This is a genomic window from Methanoregula sp. (assembly GCF_041645475.1).
Lineage (GTDB): Archaea > Halobacteriota > Methanomicrobia > Methanomicrobiales > Methanospirillaceae > Methanoregula.
This window is the reverse complement of the sequence record NZ_JBAZQA010000019.1, coordinates 36,339-54,601: the sequence shown is the minus strand read 5'-3', so window position 1 is coordinate 54,601 and position 18,263 is coordinate 36,339. Positions and strand designations below refer to the sequence as shown.

Annotated in this window: 17 protein-coding genes; 12 read left to right on the top strand and 5 right to left on the bottom strand. The window is 57.1% G+C overall.

Annotated elements, in window-relative coordinates; translation table 11 throughout:
- Window positions 1-12: 12 nt before the first annotated feature.
- Window positions 13-2,073: a formate dehydrogenase subunit alpha gene (gene fdhF / locus WC598_RS13380; protein ID WP_372962005.1), complete on the top strand. Its 2,061-nt coding sequence runs from the start codon at window positions 13-15 to the stop codon at window positions 2,071-2,073.
- 1 nt (window position 2,074) lies between these two features.
- On the top strand, window positions 2,075-3,328 hold the full coding sequence (locus tag WC598_RS13375) for a Coenzyme F420 hydrogenase/dehydrogenase, beta subunit C-terminal domain (protein WP_372962004.1): 1,254 nt from the start codon (window positions 2,075-2,077) through the stop codon (window positions 3,326-3,328).
- A 296-nt stretch (window positions 3,329-3,624) separates the two neighbouring features.
- Here WC598_RS13375 and WC598_RS13370 read toward each other — a convergent pair whose 3' ends face one another.
- Both WC598_RS13370 and WC598_RS13365 read right to left on the bottom strand, forming a co-directional pair.
- Entirely contained in the window at window positions 3,625-3,810 is a 186-nt protein-coding gene (locus WC598_RS13370; RefSeq protein WP_372962003.1) for a hypothetical protein, read from the bottom strand.
- 85 nt (window positions 3,811-3,895) lie between these two features.
- Window positions 3,896-4,066 carry a hypothetical protein gene (locus WC598_RS13365; RefSeq protein WP_372962002.1) on the bottom strand — a complete coding sequence of 57 codons (171 nt, stop codon included), beginning with the start codon at window positions 4,064-4,066 and terminating at the stop codon, window positions 3,896-3,898.
- Window positions 4,067-4,371: 305 nt separating this feature from the next.
- Between WC598_RS13365 and WC598_RS13360 the strand changes: the two genes are divergently transcribed.
- The 6 genes from WC598_RS13360 to WC598_RS13335 all read left to right on the top strand — a co-directional run bounded on the left by WC598_RS13360 (window position 4,372) and on the right by WC598_RS13335 (window position 11,162).
- Window positions 4,372-6,225, top strand: coding sequence for a molybdopterin biosynthesis protein (locus WC598_RS13360; RefSeq protein ID WP_372962001.1), 1,854 nt, complete (start codon window positions 4,372-4,374; stop codon window positions 6,223-6,225).
- 403 nt (window positions 6,226-6,628) lie between these two features.
- Entirely contained in the window at window positions 6,629-6,889 is a 261-nt protein-coding gene (locus WC598_RS13355; RefSeq protein ID WP_372962000.1) for a 4Fe-4S binding protein, read from the top strand.
- Between the two features lie 29 nt (window positions 6,890-6,918).
- Window positions 6,919-7,326: a molybdopterin dinucleotide binding domain-containing protein gene (locus tag WC598_RS13350; protein WP_372961999.1), complete on the top strand. Its 408-nt coding sequence runs from the start codon at window positions 6,919-6,921 to the stop codon at window positions 7,324-7,326.
- Window positions 7,323-8,639: a formylmethanofuran dehydrogenase subunit B gene (locus tag WC598_RS13345; RefSeq protein WP_372961998.1), complete on the top strand. Its 1,317-nt coding sequence runs from the start codon at window positions 7,323-7,325 to the stop codon at window positions 8,637-8,639. The genes WC598_RS13350 and WC598_RS13345 overlap by 4 nt, the downstream gene beginning before the upstream one ends.
- Before the next feature lies 1 nt (window position 8,640).
- Entirely contained in the window at window positions 8,641-10,350 is a 1,710-nt protein-coding gene (locus WC598_RS13340; protein WP_372961997.1) for a formylmethanofuran dehydrogenase subunit A, read from the top strand.
- A gap of 11 nt (window positions 10,351-10,361) precedes the next feature.
- Window positions 10,362-11,162, top strand: coding sequence for a formylmethanofuran dehydrogenase subunit C (locus WC598_RS13335; protein ID WP_372961996.1), 801 nt, complete (start codon window positions 10,362-10,364; stop codon window positions 11,160-11,162).
- 459 nt (window positions 11,163-11,621) lie between these two features.
- Here WC598_RS13335 and WC598_RS13330 read toward each other — a convergent pair whose 3' ends face one another.
- Complete coding sequence (locus WC598_RS13330) at window positions 11,622-12,536, bottom strand: 4Fe-4S binding protein (RefSeq protein ID WP_372961995.1); 915 nt, start codon at window positions 12,534-12,536, stop codon at window positions 11,622-11,624.
- Window positions 12,537-12,605: 69 nt separating this feature from the next.
- On the bottom strand, window positions 12,606-13,742 hold the full coding sequence (locus tag WC598_RS13325) for a putative sulfate/molybdate transporter (protein WP_372961994.1): 1,137 nt from the start codon (window positions 13,740-13,742) through the stop codon (window positions 12,606-12,608).
- Between the two features lie 278 nt (window positions 13,743-14,020).
- Between WC598_RS13325 and WC598_RS13320 the strand changes: the two genes are divergently transcribed.
- From WC598_RS13320 to WC598_RS13305, 4 genes are all read left to right on the top strand, one after another.
- The gene (locus tag WC598_RS13320; RefSeq protein WP_372961993.1) at window positions 14,021-14,209 is read left to right on the top strand and encodes a hypothetical protein; all 189 of its coding nucleotides are present in this window, start codon (window positions 14,021-14,023) and stop codon (window positions 14,207-14,209) included.
- 15 nt (window positions 14,210-14,224) lie between these two features.
- Window positions 14,225-14,410, top strand: coding sequence for a hypothetical protein (locus WC598_RS13315; protein WP_372961992.1), 186 nt, complete (start codon window positions 14,225-14,227; stop codon window positions 14,408-14,410).
- Window positions 14,411-14,533: 123 nt separating this feature from the next.
- The gene (locus WC598_RS13310) at window positions 14,534-15,322 is read left to right on the top strand and encodes an MBL fold metallo-hydrolase (RefSeq protein ID WP_372961991.1); all 789 of its coding nucleotides are present in this window, start codon (window positions 14,534-14,536) and stop codon (window positions 15,320-15,322) included.
- Window positions 15,323-15,444: 122 nt separating this feature from the next.
- Window positions 15,445-17,097: an ATP-dependent DNA ligase gene (locus WC598_RS13305; RefSeq protein WP_372962017.1), complete on the top strand. Its 1,653-nt coding sequence runs from the start codon at window positions 15,445-15,447 to the stop codon at window positions 17,095-17,097.
- Here WC598_RS13305 and WC598_RS13300 read toward each other — a convergent pair.
- A complete protein-coding gene (locus tag WC598_RS13300) occupies window positions 17,088-18,233 on the bottom strand; it encodes a hypothetical protein (RefSeq protein WP_372961990.1) in 1,146 nt (381 codons plus the stop codon). The two genes, WC598_RS13305 and WC598_RS13300, sit on opposite strands and share 10 nt — an antisense overlap.
- Window positions 18,234-18,263 lie beyond the last annotated feature (30 nt).

Genomic DNA, 18,263 nt, shown 5'->3' with positions numbered 1-18,263 from the left:
GAGGTGTGATGTATGGAATTCAAATATGTACCAACAACGTGTCCGTATTGCGGGACCGGGTGTGGCTTCAATCTTGTTGTCAAGGACAAGAAGGTTGTCGGCGTCCAGCCCTGGCAGCGCAATCCGGTGAATGAAGGAAAGCTCTGTCCCAAGGGCAACTATGCCTGGGAATTTGTAAATAACCCGGAGCGGCTGACAAAACCCCTCATCAAGAAGGATGGAAAATTTGTCGAGGCCAGCTGGGACGAAGCTTACAAGCTGATTGCCCAGAAGTTCAAGTCCTACAAGGGTGAGGAAATGGCCTGCCTTGCATCAGCCCGCGTCTCCAATGAAGAGAACTACTTGATGCAGAAGTTTGCCCGTGCAGTCTTAAAGACCCCCAACATCGACCATTGCGCCCGGCTCTGCCACGCTTCAACGGTCGTTGGTCTTGCCGGAGCATTCGGATCCGGTGCAATGACCCAGTCAATTGCAGACATTGCCCAGTCAAAGTGCCTCCTTGTTATCGGCACCAACACATTCGAGCAGCACCCGCTCATCGGACGCCGCATCATGCAGGCGAAGATGAATGGCGCAAAGATCATTTACGCCGACCCGCGGCTCACGCCAACCGGGAAGCAGGCGGACCTGTTCTTACAATTCTACTCCGGTACCGATGTAGCATTACTGAACTGCTTCATGCAGCTGATCCTCAAGAACGGCTGGGAGAACAAGGACTTCGTCAAGAACCGGACCAAGGATTTCGAGAAGGTCAAAGAGGTTGTGATGAAGGATGCCTACAGCCCGGAGAACGTCTCGAAGATCACCGGTATTCCCGCAGCGGATATCATCACCGCCGCAGAGTGGTTTGGCAAATCCGGCCAGTCCGCGATCCTCTACTCGATGGGTATCACCCAGCACACAACCGGTGTCGACAACGTCAAGTCGGTTGCAAACCTCCAGATGCTGACCGGGAACCTCGGAAGGCCCGGAACAGGTATCTGCGCACTGCGTGGCCAGAACAATGTGCAGGGCGCCTGCGACATGGGAGCCCTTGCTAATGTGTACTCAGGGTACCAGTCAGTGCTTGTCCCCGAGATGAAGAAGAAGATGGAAGATGCCTGGGGCTGCGAGATTGCCGAAGGAAAAGTCGGCCTGACGGTTACCACGCTCATCAATGTCCTTGCGGATGAGCCCGGCAAGGTCAAGTGCGTCTACATTATGGGTGAGAACCCGATGCTCTCCGACCCGGACCTCCACCACGTTGAAAAAGGTCTGAAAAATGCCGAGTTCATGGTTGTGCAGGATATCTTCTTGACCGAGACCGCACAGCTGGCGGACGTTGTGCTTCCGGCAGCCTGTTTCGCCGAGAAGGACGGCACCCAGACCAACACCGAACGCCGCGTCCAGAAGTGGAGAAAGGCCCAGGACCCGCCCGGCGAGGCAAAGGCAGACTGGCAGATCTTCTGCGAGCTTGCCAAACACATGGGATTCGAGAAACAGTTCCCGTATAAGAGTGCCGAAGAAGTCTTCACCGAGATCTCAAAGGTCACCCCATCCTACGGCGGAATGGATTATGCCCGTCTCGAGAAGCCCGAAGCCCTCCACTGGCCCTGCCCGACCAAGGAGCACCCGGGAACCCCCATTCTCCACAAGGAGAAATTCTCCCACCCGGATGGTCTTGGTATCTTTACCCCGATCGAGTGGAAACCCCCGGCAGAAGTTCCGGACAAGGAGTACCCGCTCCTGTTAACCACCGGCCGCTGCATCTGGCACTGGCACACCGGCTCAATGACCCGCCGCTCCCCAAGCCTGGAGCGCGAAGAGCCCACTGGCTGGTTCGAGATCAACCCGGAGGACGCAAAAGAACTGGGTGTCAAGGACAAGGAAATGGTCAAGGCGATCTCCCGCCGTGGCGAGATCACGATCGGTCTCCGCGTAACAAAGGACATCAAGAAGGGTGTCGTCTTCATACCGTTCCATTACATTGAGTGTGCAGCGAACATCCTGACACACAATGCGCTCGACCCTGTTGCAAAGATCCCCGAGTTCAAGGCCTGTGCCTGTAAAATAGAGAAGATCAAGGAGGCCTAAAATGGCAAAGAAAGGTGATATGCTCTATGCGTGGACCAATGACGCAGACATCAAGAAGAAGGCCGAACTCGGTGGCGCAGTTACCGCAATCTGGAAGTACGCCCTTGAGTCCAAGGCAGTCGATGCAGTCCTCGTCATTACCAAGGGAACGGACCTGTACGATGCACAGCCGGTCCTGATCAAGGACCCCAAGGACCTGGCAAAGACCGCCGGTTCGCTCCACTGCGGTACCCTGCTCCTTCCAAAACTCATCAAGAAGTACATGGACGGCGCCGCGAACATGAAGATCGGTGTCACCGTCAAGGGCTGCGATGCAATGGCCTTCTACGAGCTTGCAAAGCGCAAGCAGATCAACCTTGACAACATCGTCATGATCGGTGTCAACTGCGGAGGATCGGTCAGCCCTGTCCTTGCCCGCAGGATGATCGCCGAGAAGTACGGCGTTGACCCGAACATTGTCCACAAGGAAGAGATCGACAAGGGCCAGTTCATCATCGAGTACGAGGGAGGACACAAGGGTATCTCCGTTGACGAGCTCGAAGAGGCCGGCTACGGGCGGCGCAGCAACTGCCGCCGCTGCAAGATGAAGATCCCAAGGCAGGCAGACCTTGCCTGCGGGAACTGGGGTGTCATCGGCGAGAAGGCCGGAAAAGCGACCTTTGTCGAAGTCTGCTCCGAGAAGGGTGCAAACCTTGTCTCCGGCGCAGTCAAGAACGGGATCCTCGCAACCGAGGCAGCCAACCCCAAGGGTCTTGAGATCCGCGGGAAAGTCGAAGGCGCGATGCTCAAGCTCGGCGATAAGTGGCGCAAGCACGACTTCGAGGCACTTGGCGAAGGAAAGGACCGCTTAAAGAAGATCATGAGCGAGACCTCCCGCTGTATCAAGTGTTATTCCTGTATCGAGGCCTGCCCGATCTGCTACTGCGTTGACTGCACGACAAAGAACCCGGCCTATGTCAAGCCCGGCGAACTTCCGCCGAACTTCATGTTCCACCTGATCCGCTTTGCCCACATCGCAGACTCCTGCGTGAACTGCGGCCAGTGCCAGGAACTCTGCCCGTCGGAGATTCCGAACGCGCTCTTCATGCATGCCCAGCAGGTTGAACTCGAGAAGATGTTCGGCCACACCCCGGGTCTTGACATGGAACTGCCAATCCTCGCATACGCAGAAGAGAGGACGGAGCGCGAACGGCTCCACAACACCGGCAGCGATATGATCTACCTGAACGTGTTCAACCCTGTCAAGGGACACTAATTTTTTTTTCAACCGATTCCGGGTAATCTCTCAGGGGAACGCCTCTCCCTGTATTTTCCGGATGCCGGACAATCCGGATCCTCCGGAATCGATCTTTTTTACAGGAGGGTTATGTTAGCCGGGGGAGTCTGAAAAAACAGGAGAACGTCGCCTTTCGTTTTCGGAGGACCCGGAACCCCAGGTTACGATTACCGCCGGCGGATTCTCCGTTAACCGTAAGGAGCATACAACCGGATACTCCAGGGAAAAAAGGTCAGGAGGGGGCTGATGTACAATCCATTATCGTTCAGAAAAGGTCAGGGATCTGCGGTATCGAACCGTTCAAGATAACAATCCCCGTATGCCTGCGTCTCCCCGGGTTTGAGGGCAAGAAGGGCACTGTCGGCATGATCCTCGCAGACAAAGGCGACACAGCATCCCAATGACTGGCGCCCTATCGCACCCTTTCCGCAGCGTTCACACGTGGGTTTTTCCGTCATCATTATGGTATCTTTGAGCCTTTTTGCAGATACATCTTTGTGGTCCTGCAGGCCTGCTGCATCCCAAAGCATCCAAATTGAGCATGTATCAGCGGTATCGTTCGAGGACACAAACACCGTAGACCTTCTTTTCACCGGGCTTGAGGGCAAGGAGGAGACTGTCGGCATGGTCCAAACAGACATATTCAAAACTACCCTCCAGGGACTGGAACCCGATCGCATCCTTCCCGCAGCGCTCACACGTTGGTTTTTTTTCCATGATATTCACATTTTCGTCTTTTCATTAATACCCTTTTTTATTTTCACGGGGATCACCGTTACTCCCTTCGTACGCACAGGTTTCCGGGATATATGCCGGATATCTTCGGGATCTCAGAGTGCCGGATCCATTCCCGGCCTTTGTTTCACATAATTTGTTGCGGTCCTTAGGGATTCACTGATCCATAAGTGGTATACGTGATAAGGAAAAATACAGAACGATAAACTCATGAGAAAAGACCGGAATAAAAAAAGCCCTGCAGGATATGCGGGGCCTGAATCGGGAGATGCTGCTGAGGTGATCGTATGGTAAAACGATACCTCCAGGTGATTTCACTTGATGATGCACACTCTCTTCTTTCCCGCGAGTTTTCCTGCACGCCATCGGTCCTGCAGGTTCCCCTGGAGCGGGCAGCCGGCCGGATCACGGCCGGACCTATATTTGCACGATACTCGGTGCCGGAGATCCACCTTGCAGCAATGGACGGCATTGCGGTCGTGAGCAGTGAGACAAAAGGGGCCTCAGAGCAGCACCCGGTCATCCTGCCCCGGGCAGCCAGGGTGAACACCGGCAATGTTGTCCCGCAGGAATTTGACGCCGTGATCATGATCGAGGATGTCTGGGAAAGCGGCGGAAACTATACAATACGAAAAGCCGCAGGCCCGTGGCAGCACGTCCGCCCGGCGGGGGAAGACCTTGCCGAGTCCGAGATGGTGATGCCCTCGCGGCACCGCATCCGGCCCCATGAGATAGGCGCCCTTGCAACGTACGGCATCACCCTGCTCGACACGATAACCGTCAGGGTCGGGCTCGTCCCCACGGGCAGCGAACTCGTCCCGGCCGGGACCCGCCCGGCACCGGGGCAGGTTGTGGAGAGCAACACCGTGATGGCAAAGGCGATGCTCGAAGACGCCGGCGCAGCGTGCACGCGGTATCCCTTTGTGGAAGACCAGCCGGATCTCATCAGGGATGCCATCAAAGCGGCCGTCAGGGAAAACGACATGGTCATCGTCTCGGCAGGTTCCTCGGCAGGGACCAAGGATTTTACCGCCGAGGTCATCGCGGGGCTGGGCACCGTGCTCGTCCACGGCGTTGCCACCAAGCCGGGTAAACCGGTCATCATCGGCTCGATTGAGGGAAAACCGGTCATCGGCCTTCCCGGCTACCCCCTCTCGGCCCTGACCATCATCCGCGAACTGGTCCTCCCGTTCCTCAAAAACTACGGGCTCCAGGTTCCCGAGCCGGTCGTGATCCGGGCCGGCATCACATCCGCATTGCCAAAAGAGATCGGATCGGACGAGTTTGTCCTCTGCACGCTCGGAAAAATAGGGGACCGCTGGATGGTCTCCCCGCAGTCCAAGGGTGCCGGCGTCCAGATGAGTGCCGTACGGGCGAACGCGTATATCCGGGTTCCCCGGAATTCAGAGGGATACAACCCGGGTGATACGGTTGATGCCCGGCTGATGGTGCCGGTGCAGGACGCGGAAAATGCCCTCCTTGTCACGGGCAGCCACGACCCGGTGCTCGATTACCTGGCCGACATCCTCCGGCCTGCCGGTATCACCCTCATCTCCACCCATGTGGGGAGCATGGGCGGGATCCTTTCCTTAAAAAAGGACGACTGTCATGCCGCCCCGGCGCACCTGCTCGCAGATGACGGGAGTTACAACACGGTTTTCCTCAAAAAATACCTGCCGCAGATACCGATTGACCTCATCTGTGTTGCCGGCCGCCAGCAGGGGGTCGTATCCCGGGACGGTCTCTCGTTTGCCGACCTGCCGGGCCGGGCATTCATCAACCGCCAGAAAGGCTCCGGTACCCGGATGCTCCTGGATTACGAGTTGAAGAGGGCAGGGATCAGCCCGGACACCATCCCGGGGTACGAGCGCGAAGCAACCACCCACATTGCAGTAGCCCTTGCAGTGAAGAGCGGGGAAGCGGAGGCCGGTCTCTGCGTGTACAGTGCAGCAAAAGCGCTCAGACTTCCGTTTGTGCCGGTGTCACAGGAGCGGTACGAGATTGCGATCCGCCATGAACATGCGGAGGATCCAAGGGTCAGGGCGCTCATCAGTGCGATCAGGTCTGAGCGGTTTAAGGAGATCCTCACCATGCTTGGCGGGTACGACACCTCCGAGACCGGCACCATCCGGACGGTCTGACAGAACGTTCTGATTATCCAATCCTGCTTTTTTTTCGGAATTCCTTGTGGAGAAGTTCTCCCTGGTTTCCATTTTTAATGCGGGTATACTACGCAAACGTCACGGGACAATTACGCGCACATTGCCAGCCCAGCAAAACCGGTCATCCCAATGTCAGGGTGCAAATGATTATATATTGATCTCGTCCAATCTGGACGCGATTATGATGTTGGAACCCGGATATTACCGGATTTATTACGAAAACTGCGTGGACCGGTACGGGAAATCAACAATAAGTATACAGTTTCTTTCTAACTAATCGCCATAAGTTAACTATTTTTAATTACCGCGTTGTAAATTTAGATATCTTTAATTAACTTGTTCAACAACATTGGATCTATCGACGACAATGTGTGTGATGTGCATGGCGTTTTCAGTACATGTAAACATGGAGCGGTGTACCGGTTGTGGCAACTGTGTCATCGCATGTCCGGTTGATGCACTCGAACTGTATACAGTCGAACCGGCAACCAAGGAAAAGATCTATGCTGTGAAGAACGGGAAGTCGATTCACCTCGATGTAAAGGCAGAACTTTGTGCAGGCTGTGGTGTCTGTATCAATGCCTGCCCGTACGATGTGATCCGCCTTTCCGGAAGAGGGGAGATGATCCGGACCGAGGCCTGATCTCTATTCTGACAAACCAGAGGATTACCATGACCAAAAATATCAGCGTAAACCTGATCTCGGGACGCACCATCCAGCAGGGTGTTGCCATCGAGAGCGGTAAAGAAAAGCCCTCGTACCGCACTGCCTGCGGGATCATCGAGATGGACAAATCCGACTTCAAGAAACTCGGGGCATGGAAGAGCACCAATGTCCGGGTTACGAGCGAATACGGCAGCGTTGTCGTCAAGGCCATTGAGGCCACCCAGGGACCCCACCCGGGCGTTGCATTTATCCCGATGGGACCGTGGGCCAACTCGATCATCAACCCAAATACCTACTCCACCGGCATGCCAACCTTCAAGGGAACTCCGGTTACCGTTGAGGTGGCGATCGATGAGCCGGTGCTTCTCGGCATCGAACTCGTCCAGAAACAGTGCGGGGTGATTGTAGGATGACCAAGAATATTACCGATGTCATCTGTCCGTTCTGCGGAACGCTCTGCGACGATCTCGAAGTCGTTGTCTCGGACGACGGCAAGAAACTCCTCGAAGTTTACAATGCCTGCGTTATCGGGACCGAGAAGTTCCTCCACTCCCAGTCCGCCGACCGGGTAACCAGACCCCGGCTGCGCCAGGCTGACGGCAGCTGGAAGGACCTCACCTATGACGAGGCGGCCGAATACACCGCCCAGATGCTCGCAAAGGCCAAAAAGCCCCTGATGTACGGCTGGTCCTCAACCAACTGCGAGGCCCAGAGCGTAGGCAACGAGATCGCCGAGATCTCCAAGGCCTGCTGTGACAATACCGCAGCAGTCTGCCACGGCACCACCCTTATCGCCGTTCAGGACATCGGGCTTCCGACCTGTACGCTCGGCGAGGTCAAGAACCGTGCCGACCGCGTCATCTTCTGGGGCTGTAACCCGGCTCACGCCCACCCCCGCCACATGTCCCGGTACTCCATCTTCCCCCGCGGTTTCTTTACCGGCAAAGGACAGATGAGCCGCAAGCTGGTGGTTGTTGACCCGCGCTGTACCGACACCGCCAAGATGGCCGATGTCCACCTGCAGGTTGAACAGGGCCGAGACTACGAACTCCTCAATGCACTCCGCGTTGCCCTCAAGGGCGAGTGGCTCCCCGACGTTGTTGCCGGTATCCCGGCAGCGAAGATCCGCGAGGTTGCGGATGTCTTAAAGAGCGGCCGGTTCGGCATCATCTTCTTTGGCATGGGTGTCACCCAGTCCCTTTCAAAGAACCACAACATCGACGAGGCCATTGCCCTGACAAAGGACCTCAACGAGTACACGAAATACTCGATCATGCCGATGCGGGGCCACTACAACGTGACCGGCTCCGGAGAAGTCTTTGCCTGGCAGTTCGGGTTCCCGTACTCCGTTGACCTCACCCGCGGCTTTGCCCGCTACAACCCGGGCGACTCGAGCTCGATCGACCTCCTCAACCGCGGTGAGATCGATGCCATGTTCACTATCGGCAGCGACCCGGGGGCACACTTCCCGATCAGTGCCGTCAAGCACATTGCCCAGGTTCCCTCGGTCTGTATCGACCCGCACCTGACCCCGACCTCCGGTGTCTCCAAGCTCCATATCCCCGTTGCATTCAACGGTGTCGAATGCGGCGGCAACTGCTACCGTATGGACAATGTCCCGATCGACTGCCGCAAGGTTGTCGAACCGCCCGAGGGCATGCTTACTGACGAGCAGTTCCTCATCAAAGTCCGTGACCGCTTAAAGACGCTCAAGGGGGTTGCATAACATGTCTGAATATATCATCAAGAACGGCCACGTCTTTGACCCGGTCCAGGGCATCAAGGGCGACAAGAAAGATATCGCAATAAAAGACGGCAAGATTGTCGACAAGGTCGGAAGCGGTGCAAAAGTTATCGACGCTGCCGGAAAGACCGTCATGGCAGGCGCCGTGGAGATCCACTCCCATATTGCCGGGCCCAAGGTCAACCTCGGCCGCATCTACCGGCCCGAGGACAAGCTCTTCAGCTGCACGCCCACAAAGGGCATGGAGCGGATGGGCGGCGGGGCTTCGATCCCGACCACGTTCAAGACCGGCTACGAGTATGCCAAGATGGGCTACACCACCGCAATGGAGGCAGCCATGCCCCCGCTCTTCGCCCGCCACGTGCACGAGGAGATCCGCGACACCCCCATCATCGACGAGGGCGCATTCCCGGTCTTCGGCAACAACTGGTTCGTTCTCGAATATCTCAAGAACCAGGAAGTCGAGAACACCGCGGCCTACATTGCCTGGCTCCTCCGCGTGACGAAGGGTTATGCCGTCAAGGTCGTCAACCCCGGCGGCACGGAAGCCTGGGCCTGGGGACTGAACTGTCTCTCGGTCAACGACCCTGTCCCGTACTTCGACATCACTCCTGCAGAGATCGTCAAGGGCCTCATCGAGGCAAACGAGTACCTCGGTCTCCCGCACTCCGTACACATCCACCCGAACAACCTCGGGAACCCAGGATGCTACCAGACAACCCTCGACACCCTGAAGATCGCAGAAGGTCACAAGGCCAAGAACAACTTCGGTCGCGAGCAGGTCCTGCACCTCACCCACTCCCAGTTCCACTCCTACAAGGGAACCAACTGGGGCGACTTTGAATCGGGCGCAAAAGAGATCACCGACTACGTCAACAAGAACAAGAACATCACCATCGACACCGGTAACGTCACCCTTGACGAGACCACCACGATGACTGCTGACGGCCCGTTCGAGCACCACCTCACCGGCCTCAACCACTTAAAGTGGGCAAACTGCGATGTCGAACTCGAGACCGCAGCCGGTGTCGTGCCGTACATCTACAGCCCGTCAATCTCGGTCTGCGCCATCCAGTGGGCAATCGGTCTTGAGATCCCGTTGATGATGAAGGACCCGATGCGCTGTTACATCACCACCGACCACCCGAACGCAGGACCGTTCACAAGGTACCCCCGCGTCATCAAGTGGCTCATGAGCACAAAGGCACGGGAAACCCAGATCAATGCCTTCAAGCACAAGGACAAGGTCCTCTCCCAGACCAGCATCGGCAGCCTGGACAAGGAAATCTCGCTCTACGAGCTTGCCCAGATGACCCGGGCCGGACCCGCAAAGTCCCTTGGTCTCTCCACAATCTGCGGCGGCCTGAAACCCGGCATGGATGCGGATGTTGCAGTGTATAACTTCAACCCCGACAAGCCGGTGGCGAACCCCGACGACATCGAGACGGCATTCAGCCGTTGCGCAGCCGTCTTCAAGAGCGGTGTGCAGGTAGTCAGCAATGGCGAGATTGTCAGTAACGGCCACAAGCGCACGCTCTGGGTCAATGTCAAGGCCAAGGAGAACCCGCAGGTTATGCGCGACATTGCCGAGAAGTTCGTCAAGTACTACAGCATGACGCAGAACAACTACGAGGCGCTCGGGCACCACTTTGTCCCGAATCCGTTCGCCCTCGAGGTGGATGCAACCAACTGAGGTGGAGAGAAATGGAAACCGTTACCATTACCATGAAAAATGCGCCTGCACTGTATCTTGAGGCAGACACCATCTCCCCCGATGCATTCGCCGGCAAGAGCGCGGCCCAGATTGCAGAACTTCCCGTGTTCGAGGGCAATGTGCCCTCGACTCTCGGCAAGTACTTCGCGATCAGCGGCAATGCAGGAGCAACCGCAGAGGACACGAAGATCGTTGTCAAAGGCGATGTGAAGAGAGTCAAGTACCTCGGGTTCAAGATGACTGCCGGCGAGCTGGTCATCGAGGGTTCAACTGACCAGTATGTCGGCGCCTGGATGAAGGGAGGAAAACTCCTTGCAAAGGGCGATGTTGCAGCCTTTGCCGCAACGGCCATGAAGGGCGGGGAACTGACGATTGAAGGCAATGCCGGCAACTATCTCGGCGCTGCCTACCGTGGCGACTGGAGAGGCATGTCCGGCGGGAAGATCCTGGTCAAGGGCAATGCCGGCTCGGATATTGGTATGTACATGCTCGGCGGCGAGATCGTTGTTGGCGGTAATGTCGATGTCCACGCCATGACCCATGCCGAGGGCGGCAAGCTCGTTGTCAAGGGCAATGCAAAGAGCAAGCTCGGCGGCCAGATGGTCGAGGGAACGATCTTTGTCTTTGGCACCATCGAGGTTATGATGCCCGGCTTCAAGCCAGACGGCGAAGTCGAGCTCGAAGTCGAGGGCAGGAAGGCAACCTTTGCCCACTTCATCGGCGACCTGGGCGAGCGCCACAAGAAGAAGAAGGGCGTTGTCGTGTACGGCAACCTGTACAAGAAACTCTGATCTTTCCAGCCCCCTTTTTTTCAGAGATCTTTCGGACATGAAAAGCCCCCGGGAACAAACTCTTCTTAAAACGCCCCGTTTGCCAATCGGAGCCCGATTTGTAAAACCGGTTTTTTGAGAGTCGCATTTTTAAGCGAATTACACGACACCGTTTTTGAAAGGGGGCTGCATTGCCCCCCTTTTGCTCATCCGGGGGACATTCCGGGCTTTAAAAACGGTCAATACAGACCCTTTTGGTTGAGAACGGAGGTGTTATTTCGGAAGGGAGATCGACCGGAGAACCGGCGGGGGTTCCGGAAATCAGATCACACCAGATAATCAGAGATTCTTCGGTTTTTTACAGGGATCATCATCACGATTGCGGGTACGGGCAGGATTTTGCAGGTCATGAAAAAAGCGTTATAGTGGATGAAGAGGGGGGGATTCGGACGGGTCCCCCGGGCTTTTAAAAAAACCGGGTTATTCCTGCCCTTCTGCCAGCGCCGTATGCCTTCCATCCGTCACCGGCTTTGCTTCCGGTACCTGCTTAAGAATATCATCCCTGAACTTCTCGAAATGAAGTTCGTCCAGCTGTTCTGATAGGAGCCGCCCGCTCCAGGCCCGACGGTAAACCCAGTCAACTATCTTGTCGATCACAAAGAGGACCTGCTCTTCGGTCTCGACCGTCAGGAATTCCCTTCCTATCTTCGGGTGCCGCCCGCGCCTGCCGCCAATCGTGATCAGGAAATGAAGGGGTTCGGCTTTTACCAGATCATAGTGGCATGACCGGACACAGACACCGCACTGGACGCACTTATCATCGTTCAGAACCGACATGCCGTTTTTAATCCGGATCGCGTTCTCCTTGCAGTAATAGACACAGTTCCCGCAACCGGTGCAGAGCCGTTCTGCGGTCCGGACCGGTTTTACCCTGCCGATGATCCCGATCTCGTTGAGCATTGGGCTGGTGCAGGCATTCGGGCAGCCGGATATTGCAATCCGCATCTTGACCGGCATGACCTTCCCGAACAGTTTTGTATCGATCTTCTTTGCAAGGCCGGGGGAGTCGATATTGGCAAACTTGCACCGCGTTGTGCCCGGGCAGGCAATGATATTGACGATCTCGTCCTTCTCAGAACCGACCGGCGTCCCGTTCTTCTCAAGGCCTTTCGCAAGTTTTTTCAGATCGGCCCCTTTGACATGCGGGATCTCGAGCGTCTGGCGGGTTGTGGCGTGCACCTGACCGCCACCGTACCTTTTCGCAAGGGTGGCAATCCCCCGGATCTGGTCTACCGTAAAGACACCGGCCGGTGCCCGGAGACGGACGGTGCAGAAATCGGCGTCCCGCTCGGTTATGACACCACCTTTCATGTGAATGCCTAGTTCGCGCTGCATTGATCAGCTGTGGGAAACGCCGGGTAATCAATGCTGGTATTGTGCCAGCAAGGACCGGAACAACCGCACTCAGGGAAAGCAGGCAAAGGGGAAGCCCGGATTTATCCGTTTGCGGATATATGGGATCAGGTAGGCGATGACCATTCCCACGACAAACGCAAGCGTCATGGAACTGATGAGCGAAAGGATCCCGATGATCCCCGTAACCAGGAGGGAATCGGTCCTTAAGCTGTGCCGGCTCATCTCGATTCCGACAAAGACGAGGAGTGCCCCGAGGACGCCCACGGCAATGATCGAGAGGACCTGCGGCGACGTGAAGAAGAGGGCGAGGATGATGAAGATCAGGCCCGCGTACACATTTGCTCCCCCGGTCCGGGCCCCGTACCGGTACTGCCCCGCAAGCCCTCCTGCACCGTGACACATCGGGAACCCGCCAAACGGCACGGAGGTTAAGTTCATGAGGCCGATTGTTGTCGAGAACTTTTTCGGGGGGATATCGTGGGCAAAGAGGTCTTTGGTCAGGAGCGAGGTTGCAAGGATCGCGTTCGTTATGGTCAGGACCACCTGCGGCAGGACAAGGGTGGAGAACGCGGTGGAGAAATCGGTTGGCAGAGGAATAACCAGCTGGGGGGCCGGAATCAGGCTGAGCGGAGGCCAGCCGGAGACAGCGATTCCGGCCACAAGCCCGACCGCGATGACAACGATTGCCGAGAGGTCGGGAACCTTCCGGTAGCGGGTGAGGACGAGGAATGCCCCGATGATGGCTACCCCGACGATAAAGAATGCCGGGTCTTGAACAACAAAACCCACCGAGGATTTGAAGAGAAGCAGGGCGAGCCCCAGCTGGATGCCCCGGACAACGCTCTGCGGCACCCACTTCTCGATGACCCCGAAGAAACGGCCGTACCCGAGCACCAGAAAGATAACACCGAGGATGAGACCGGCTGCCGCAATCTCCCCGCTCCCAATCGTTCCGGCAATGACTATCACGGCAACGGCTTTCATGGGTTCGAGCGGGATGGGAAGCCGGTAATAGAGGCCGGTTACAATGAACCAGATCCCAAAGAAGAGGAGGATGTAGCGGGCGTTCACATCCGACACAAGTGCGACTGCGAGGATGAGAGGGATGATCGTGCCAAAATCCCCAAGCGATCCCGCCAGCTCCGAGAGGCTGAAGCCGATTTTCGGGAGGGGGTGGTCTGACACGATACCAGGTGCTGCCCCGGAACGAGACTGGCTCTGGCCACGCCGGCCGGCTCGTTTCGTTTGATTACTGTAAATTAGCGGTAATCAAAGGGATTAACCTTTTCAGGCATGCAGCCTTGGGCCGGAAGCCGCGGGTGCAGGAATTTGAGGCATATCGACAACGATCCGTTGCCGGGACAGCCCGGTTTCCCCATTTCCCTTCATGAACCTTCCAAAAAGAGAATATCCAGTCAATAAATTTATCAGGTTGTCTAAAGTAACAGTCATTGAGATGCGCTATGCCTGACCTTTTCACGGATATTCTGATTTACATTGGTATCGGGATCATTACGTTCACCATCGGCCTGATCCTCGGATACCAGCTCCTGATCATGCATTACACCCGGCGGTTCATGATTGTCGCAAAGGAGTGTTCCGATGCAGACTCGGTTGTCCCGATTGTTGACGAACTCCAGCGGGAGACATAAGAGGAGGAAAAAAACATGGTTGATTTTGTCAGTTATTCCCTGGTCATCGTGACCTGTTTCTGTTTCGGGCTCATTGTCAGCTTCCAGATAGCCCATATTCACTACTGCCGTAAGCTCACCACCCTTGTGCGGCGTTCCGTATCCACCAAGACCATAGCCCCGGTCCTTGCCGAGTACGAGGCGCTCAAGCCAAAGAAGTGATCATCCCCATACCTTTTTTAAGGCATTTCTTGGCCCGGAATATCCCGTTCCCGGTGTGAGCGGCATACCCTGTCGCATACGGGGTTACAGACTCTAATACGATCAGAACGAATAGGTGAGACAATGCGCTGCACGATTCTTGCAAGCGGGAGTAAGGGAAACTCGGTTGTCATAGAGAAGGATGGGGGAAGCATCCTCATCGATGCCGGCCTGAGTGCAAAGGAGACACTCCTCCGCATGGTAAGGGCTGAGCTTGACCCGGAACACCTGCAGGCAATTCTTGTTACCCACGAGCATGGGGACCATGTCCGGGGTCTTGACGTGCTCTCCCGCAAACTGGATCTTCCGGTCTATGCAACGGAAGGAACGCTCGCCGATTTCCTCAACCACCGGCGCACCTCAGTAAAACCGCTGGAGAGCCGGGTCTGCCGGTATCATGAACCGTTCACAATCGGGGATTTCACGGTCGAACCGTTTGCCACGTCCCACGATGCAGCCGAGCCGTGCGGTTTCATCATCACCGGAGGGGACTGCCGGATAGGGTACTGCACCGATACCGGCATCTTAACGCCCCGCATGCTGGAACTCCTCCGGCCCTGCGACGGGATCGTTCTCGAAAGCAACCACTGCCCCGATATGCTCCAGAATGGTCCGTACCCCGAATCCCTCAAGCGCCGTATCCGGTCCAAGCGGGGTCACCTCTCGAACCCGGCTGCCGCGGCCGGCCTCCAGGCGTTCGGGAAAGACATTCCCGAAGTCATCCTCGCCCACCTGAGCGAGATGAACAATACGCCCGAGAAAGCAAAGGGGAGCGCCCGGGACGGGCTTGGGCTCTTTTACGAGGAGAGACGCGTGATCGTGGCCACCCAGGACGGGACATCCCCTTCGTGTCCGCAGGAACTCAGATTATAACCCGGAACGTATCACCTTTTTTTGTTTCCCGCAGCAAGGCCGTTTGAACGCTGCGGTCACCGGGCCGGGAAAACACAATGTTAATCCCCGACCCAAAGCAACATCTCAAGCAAGTTTACGCCATGCTCTTTATGGATTTTTCCCGGTGCTGCGAACGGCTCGAAGGCACAGCCGGCCGGCTTGACATGATTGCGATCATCAGCGAAGTCCTGCCCGGGCTCGCTGATGAGGAACTGCCGGTCTTCGTCCGCTTTGTGATGGGCCGGATCTTCCCGGACTGGTCCTCGCAGAAACTCGGCATAGGCCCAAACCTCCTCTACGAGGCGATCGGGTACGTGGCGGGAATTAAAAAGGAAGAGGTCATCGAGCGGATCAACAAAACCGGCGATGTCGGACAGGCGGTCGAGGACCTGCTTGCGGCAAAGTCCCAGATGACCTTCTTCCACGAGGAGCTGGACCTGGTCCGGGTCTACAGCGCCCTCATCAGCATTGCCGGGCAGGAAGGGAAGAAATCCCAGCGGGAGAAACTGCTCGAAGTCCGAAGGCTCCTTGCAAACGCTCACCCGCTTGAGGGGAGGTACCTTGCCCGGATCATGCTCGAAGAGCTCCGGATCGGGGTAGGGGAAGGCAGTGTGCGGGAGGCGATTGCAAAAGCCTTTGTCGTGGATTCGGCACTCGTGGAGCATGCCATGCAGGCGCTCAACGACATGGGCGAAGTTGCACGGCTCGCAAAGATCGGGCCGGATGCCTTGAGCGTTGTCCGCATCACCCCGTTCCACCCGCTCCGGATGATGCTTGCCCAGCAGGGCACCATTCCCAGTATGATAGAGGAGCACGGGGAGATTGCCGCCGAGTTCAAGTACGATGGTTCCCGGTTCCAGTTCCACAAGAAAGGCAACTGGGCACGGCTCTACTCCCGCAGGCTCGAAGACGTGACAGCGGCCCTGCCGGATGTGATAGAGCAGCTGATAGCAGCCACCGATCACGATGTCATCCTCGATGGCGAGGTCATTGCCATCAAGGACGGCAAACCCATGCCGTTCCAGTCGGTGCTTCGCAGGTTCCGCAGGAGGCATGACGTGGCAGAGGCAACAGAGGCCGTAGCAATGGTCCCCAATGTCTTCGATATCCTCTGGATCGATGGCGAGACGCTCATCGACATGCCGCTCCGGGAACGGCGGAAACGGCTGGAGGAAACCGTCCGCCAGTATGTTGCCCCGCAGGTTGTCAGCAGCGACCCTGTGGTCATTGAGAAGACCTACACCGATGCCCTTGCCGCCGGGCACGAGGGGATCATGATCAAGGTGCCCTCGTCCCCCTACACGCCGGGCCAGCGGGGCAAGAACTGGATCAAGATCAAGCCGCAGGTGGACACCCTTGACCTTGCGGTCATCGGCGCCGAGTGGGGCGAAGGGAAACGGGCGCATGTCTTCGGCTCGTTCCTTGTTGCCTGCCAGGATAGCGGGAAACTCGTCCCGCTCAGCCGGGTTGCCACCGGGTTCTCGGACGAGCAGCTGGCCGAGGTCTACGAGATCCTGAAGGAGAGCGTTATTGCAAAGTCGGGAAAAGAGGTGACCTTCGAGCCCTCGCTGGTCTTTGAAGTCGGGTACGCCGAGCTCCAGGCGAGCCAGAACTACGGGGGCGGTTTTGCCCTGAGGTTCCCGCGCTTCATCCGCATCCGGGATGACAAGGATATCCCCGATATCGAGACCATCGAAAGTATCCGCGAGCGCTACCTGCGGCAGGCCAACTCGGCACAGGCCTATCAGAACTGAAAGAGCGTGCGCTGGGCCCGCATCTCCGGAATAAGGGTGCTGTGGGCAAGCCACGTGTCCGAGCCGGTGGCTGCACACGCCTGCCGGACACCTTCGTCGAGCGTGGCGCAGCTTAAGGGAAGGTTTTCCATTGCCTTGCGGGTTGCCTCCCGGATAACCCAGGTCCCGAGCGGGGCCCAGTACTCATTCGAGATGCTCCGGATAACCACGATCCGGGCGGACCTGCGGATCTTCACGAGGTATTCGCAGACAGCGAGCCTGGCTGAATAGTACGCACCGGAGATCGGGGAGTACCCGCTCTTCTTCTTACCTTCGCGGTCCTGGACTATCACTTCCTCATCACCGGCCCACAGCGTCTTCTTCCCCCAGATCTCGATCATCTCGTACCGGTAGTCGCCCGGCACCAGGAGGCAGACGATCCGGTTGCCGTAGATCTCCGCGGAAAAAACCGAGATCCCGCTTATCGGGGGAAACCGGGCAATCTCGTTCTTGAGACTTTTAGAAAGGGTATCGTCAACTGCGGTGATAGCCCAGCGGGTGGGAACAAACGTACGCCGCTTCCCGAGGAGCCCGGCCGTCATCAGTTTTGCAATCTGGTACACATCGATATCCGACTCCATGAGGGAGACCGCCGCGTCGGTGGCCGGCAGGTCCGTATCCGACGTGATCCGGTCAACGGCCCGCTCCACCCGGGCACTCCCGATAACGTCCATGGACCGGACGGGACCGGAGAACCCGACCGGGGCAACCGTTCCGTCAAAACTGAGGCTGAAGGCAACCGGTTTCTCGAATGCAACATCGACATCCAGCGGCAGGCTCGAGATCGCTATCTCCTGGAGGTCACCGGTAGCCGCATGCAGGTTCGAGTTGCCGCGGATAGTCCGGGCACGGACCGCTACGATCTCTTCGATCCCGAGCCCATTCTTTATCCAGTCCTGAGGGTTGTCGGAATCGTTGATCATAAGGGGGCCGCCGGTCACATCCGGGTAACCGTAACTCCCGATAAAAACAGAGGGGGCGATTCCCTGGTAACTGCTCACGGGTTTGATCTGCGCCTGGGTATGGAACCGGCTCACAATAGGGCAGCGGGGCAGACCGCACCGGCCCTTGCCCTTGCATTCAGCGCACTGCATCATGGCCCGGCACACCGGCCCGGAGGGGATGGG

Coding starts and splice junctions, on each gene's coding strand:
- WC598_RS13315 (WP_372961992.1), top strand. CDS start 14,225: ATGGTTGATTTTGTCAGTTATTCCCTGGTCATCGTGACCTGTTTCTGT.
- WC598_RS13365 (WP_372962002.1), bottom strand. CDS start 4,066: ATGGAAAAAAAACCAACGTGTGAGCGCTGCGGGAAGGATGCGATCGGG.
- WC598_RS13330 (WP_372961995.1), bottom strand. CDS start 12,536: ATGCAGCGCGAACTAGGCATTCACATGAAAGGTGGTGTCATAACCGAG.
- WC598_RS13345 (WP_372961998.1), top strand. CDS start 7,323: ATGACCAAGAATATTACCGATGTCATCTGTCCGTTCTGCGGAACGCTC.
- WC598_RS13360 (WP_372962001.1), top strand. CDS start 4,372: ATGGTAAAACGATACCTCCAGGTGATTTCACTTGATGATGCACACTCT.
- fdhF (WP_372962005.1), top strand. CDS start 13: ATGGAATTCAAATATGTACCAACAACGTGTCCGTATTGCGGGACCGGG.
- WC598_RS13340 (WP_372961997.1), top strand. CDS start 8,641: ATGTCTGAATATATCATCAAGAACGGCCACGTCTTTGACCCGGTCCAG.
- WC598_RS13370 (WP_372962003.1), bottom strand. CDS start 3,810: ATGATGACGGAAAAACCCACGTGTGAACGCTGCGGAAAGGGTGCGATA.
- WC598_RS13320 (WP_372961993.1), top strand. CDS start 14,021: ATGCCTGACCTTTTCACGGATATTCTGATTTACATTGGTATCGGGATC.
- WC598_RS13350 (WP_372961999.1), top strand. CDS start 6,919: ATGACCAAAAATATCAGCGTAAACCTGATCTCGGGACGCACCATCCAG.
- WC598_RS13335 (WP_372961996.1), top strand. CDS start 10,362: ATGGAAACCGTTACCATTACCATGAAAAATGCGCCTGCACTGTATCTT.
- WC598_RS13375 (WP_372962004.1), top strand. CDS start 2,075: ATGGCAAAGAAAGGTGATATGCTCTATGCGTGGACCAATGACGCAGAC.
- WC598_RS13300 (WP_372961990.1), bottom strand. CDS start 18,233: ATGATGCAGTGCGCTGAATGCAAGGGCAAGGGCCGGTGCGGTCTGCCC.
- WC598_RS13310 (WP_372961991.1), top strand. CDS start 14,534: ATGCGCTGCACGATTCTTGCAAGCGGGAGTAAGGGAAACTCGGTTGTC.
- WC598_RS13355 (WP_372962000.1), top strand. CDS start 6,629: ATGGCGTTTTCAGTACATGTAAACATGGAGCGGTGTACCGGTTGTGGC.
- WC598_RS13305 (WP_372962017.1), top strand. CDS start 15,445: ATGCTCTTTATGGATTTTTCCCGGTGCTGCGAACGGCTCGAAGGCACA.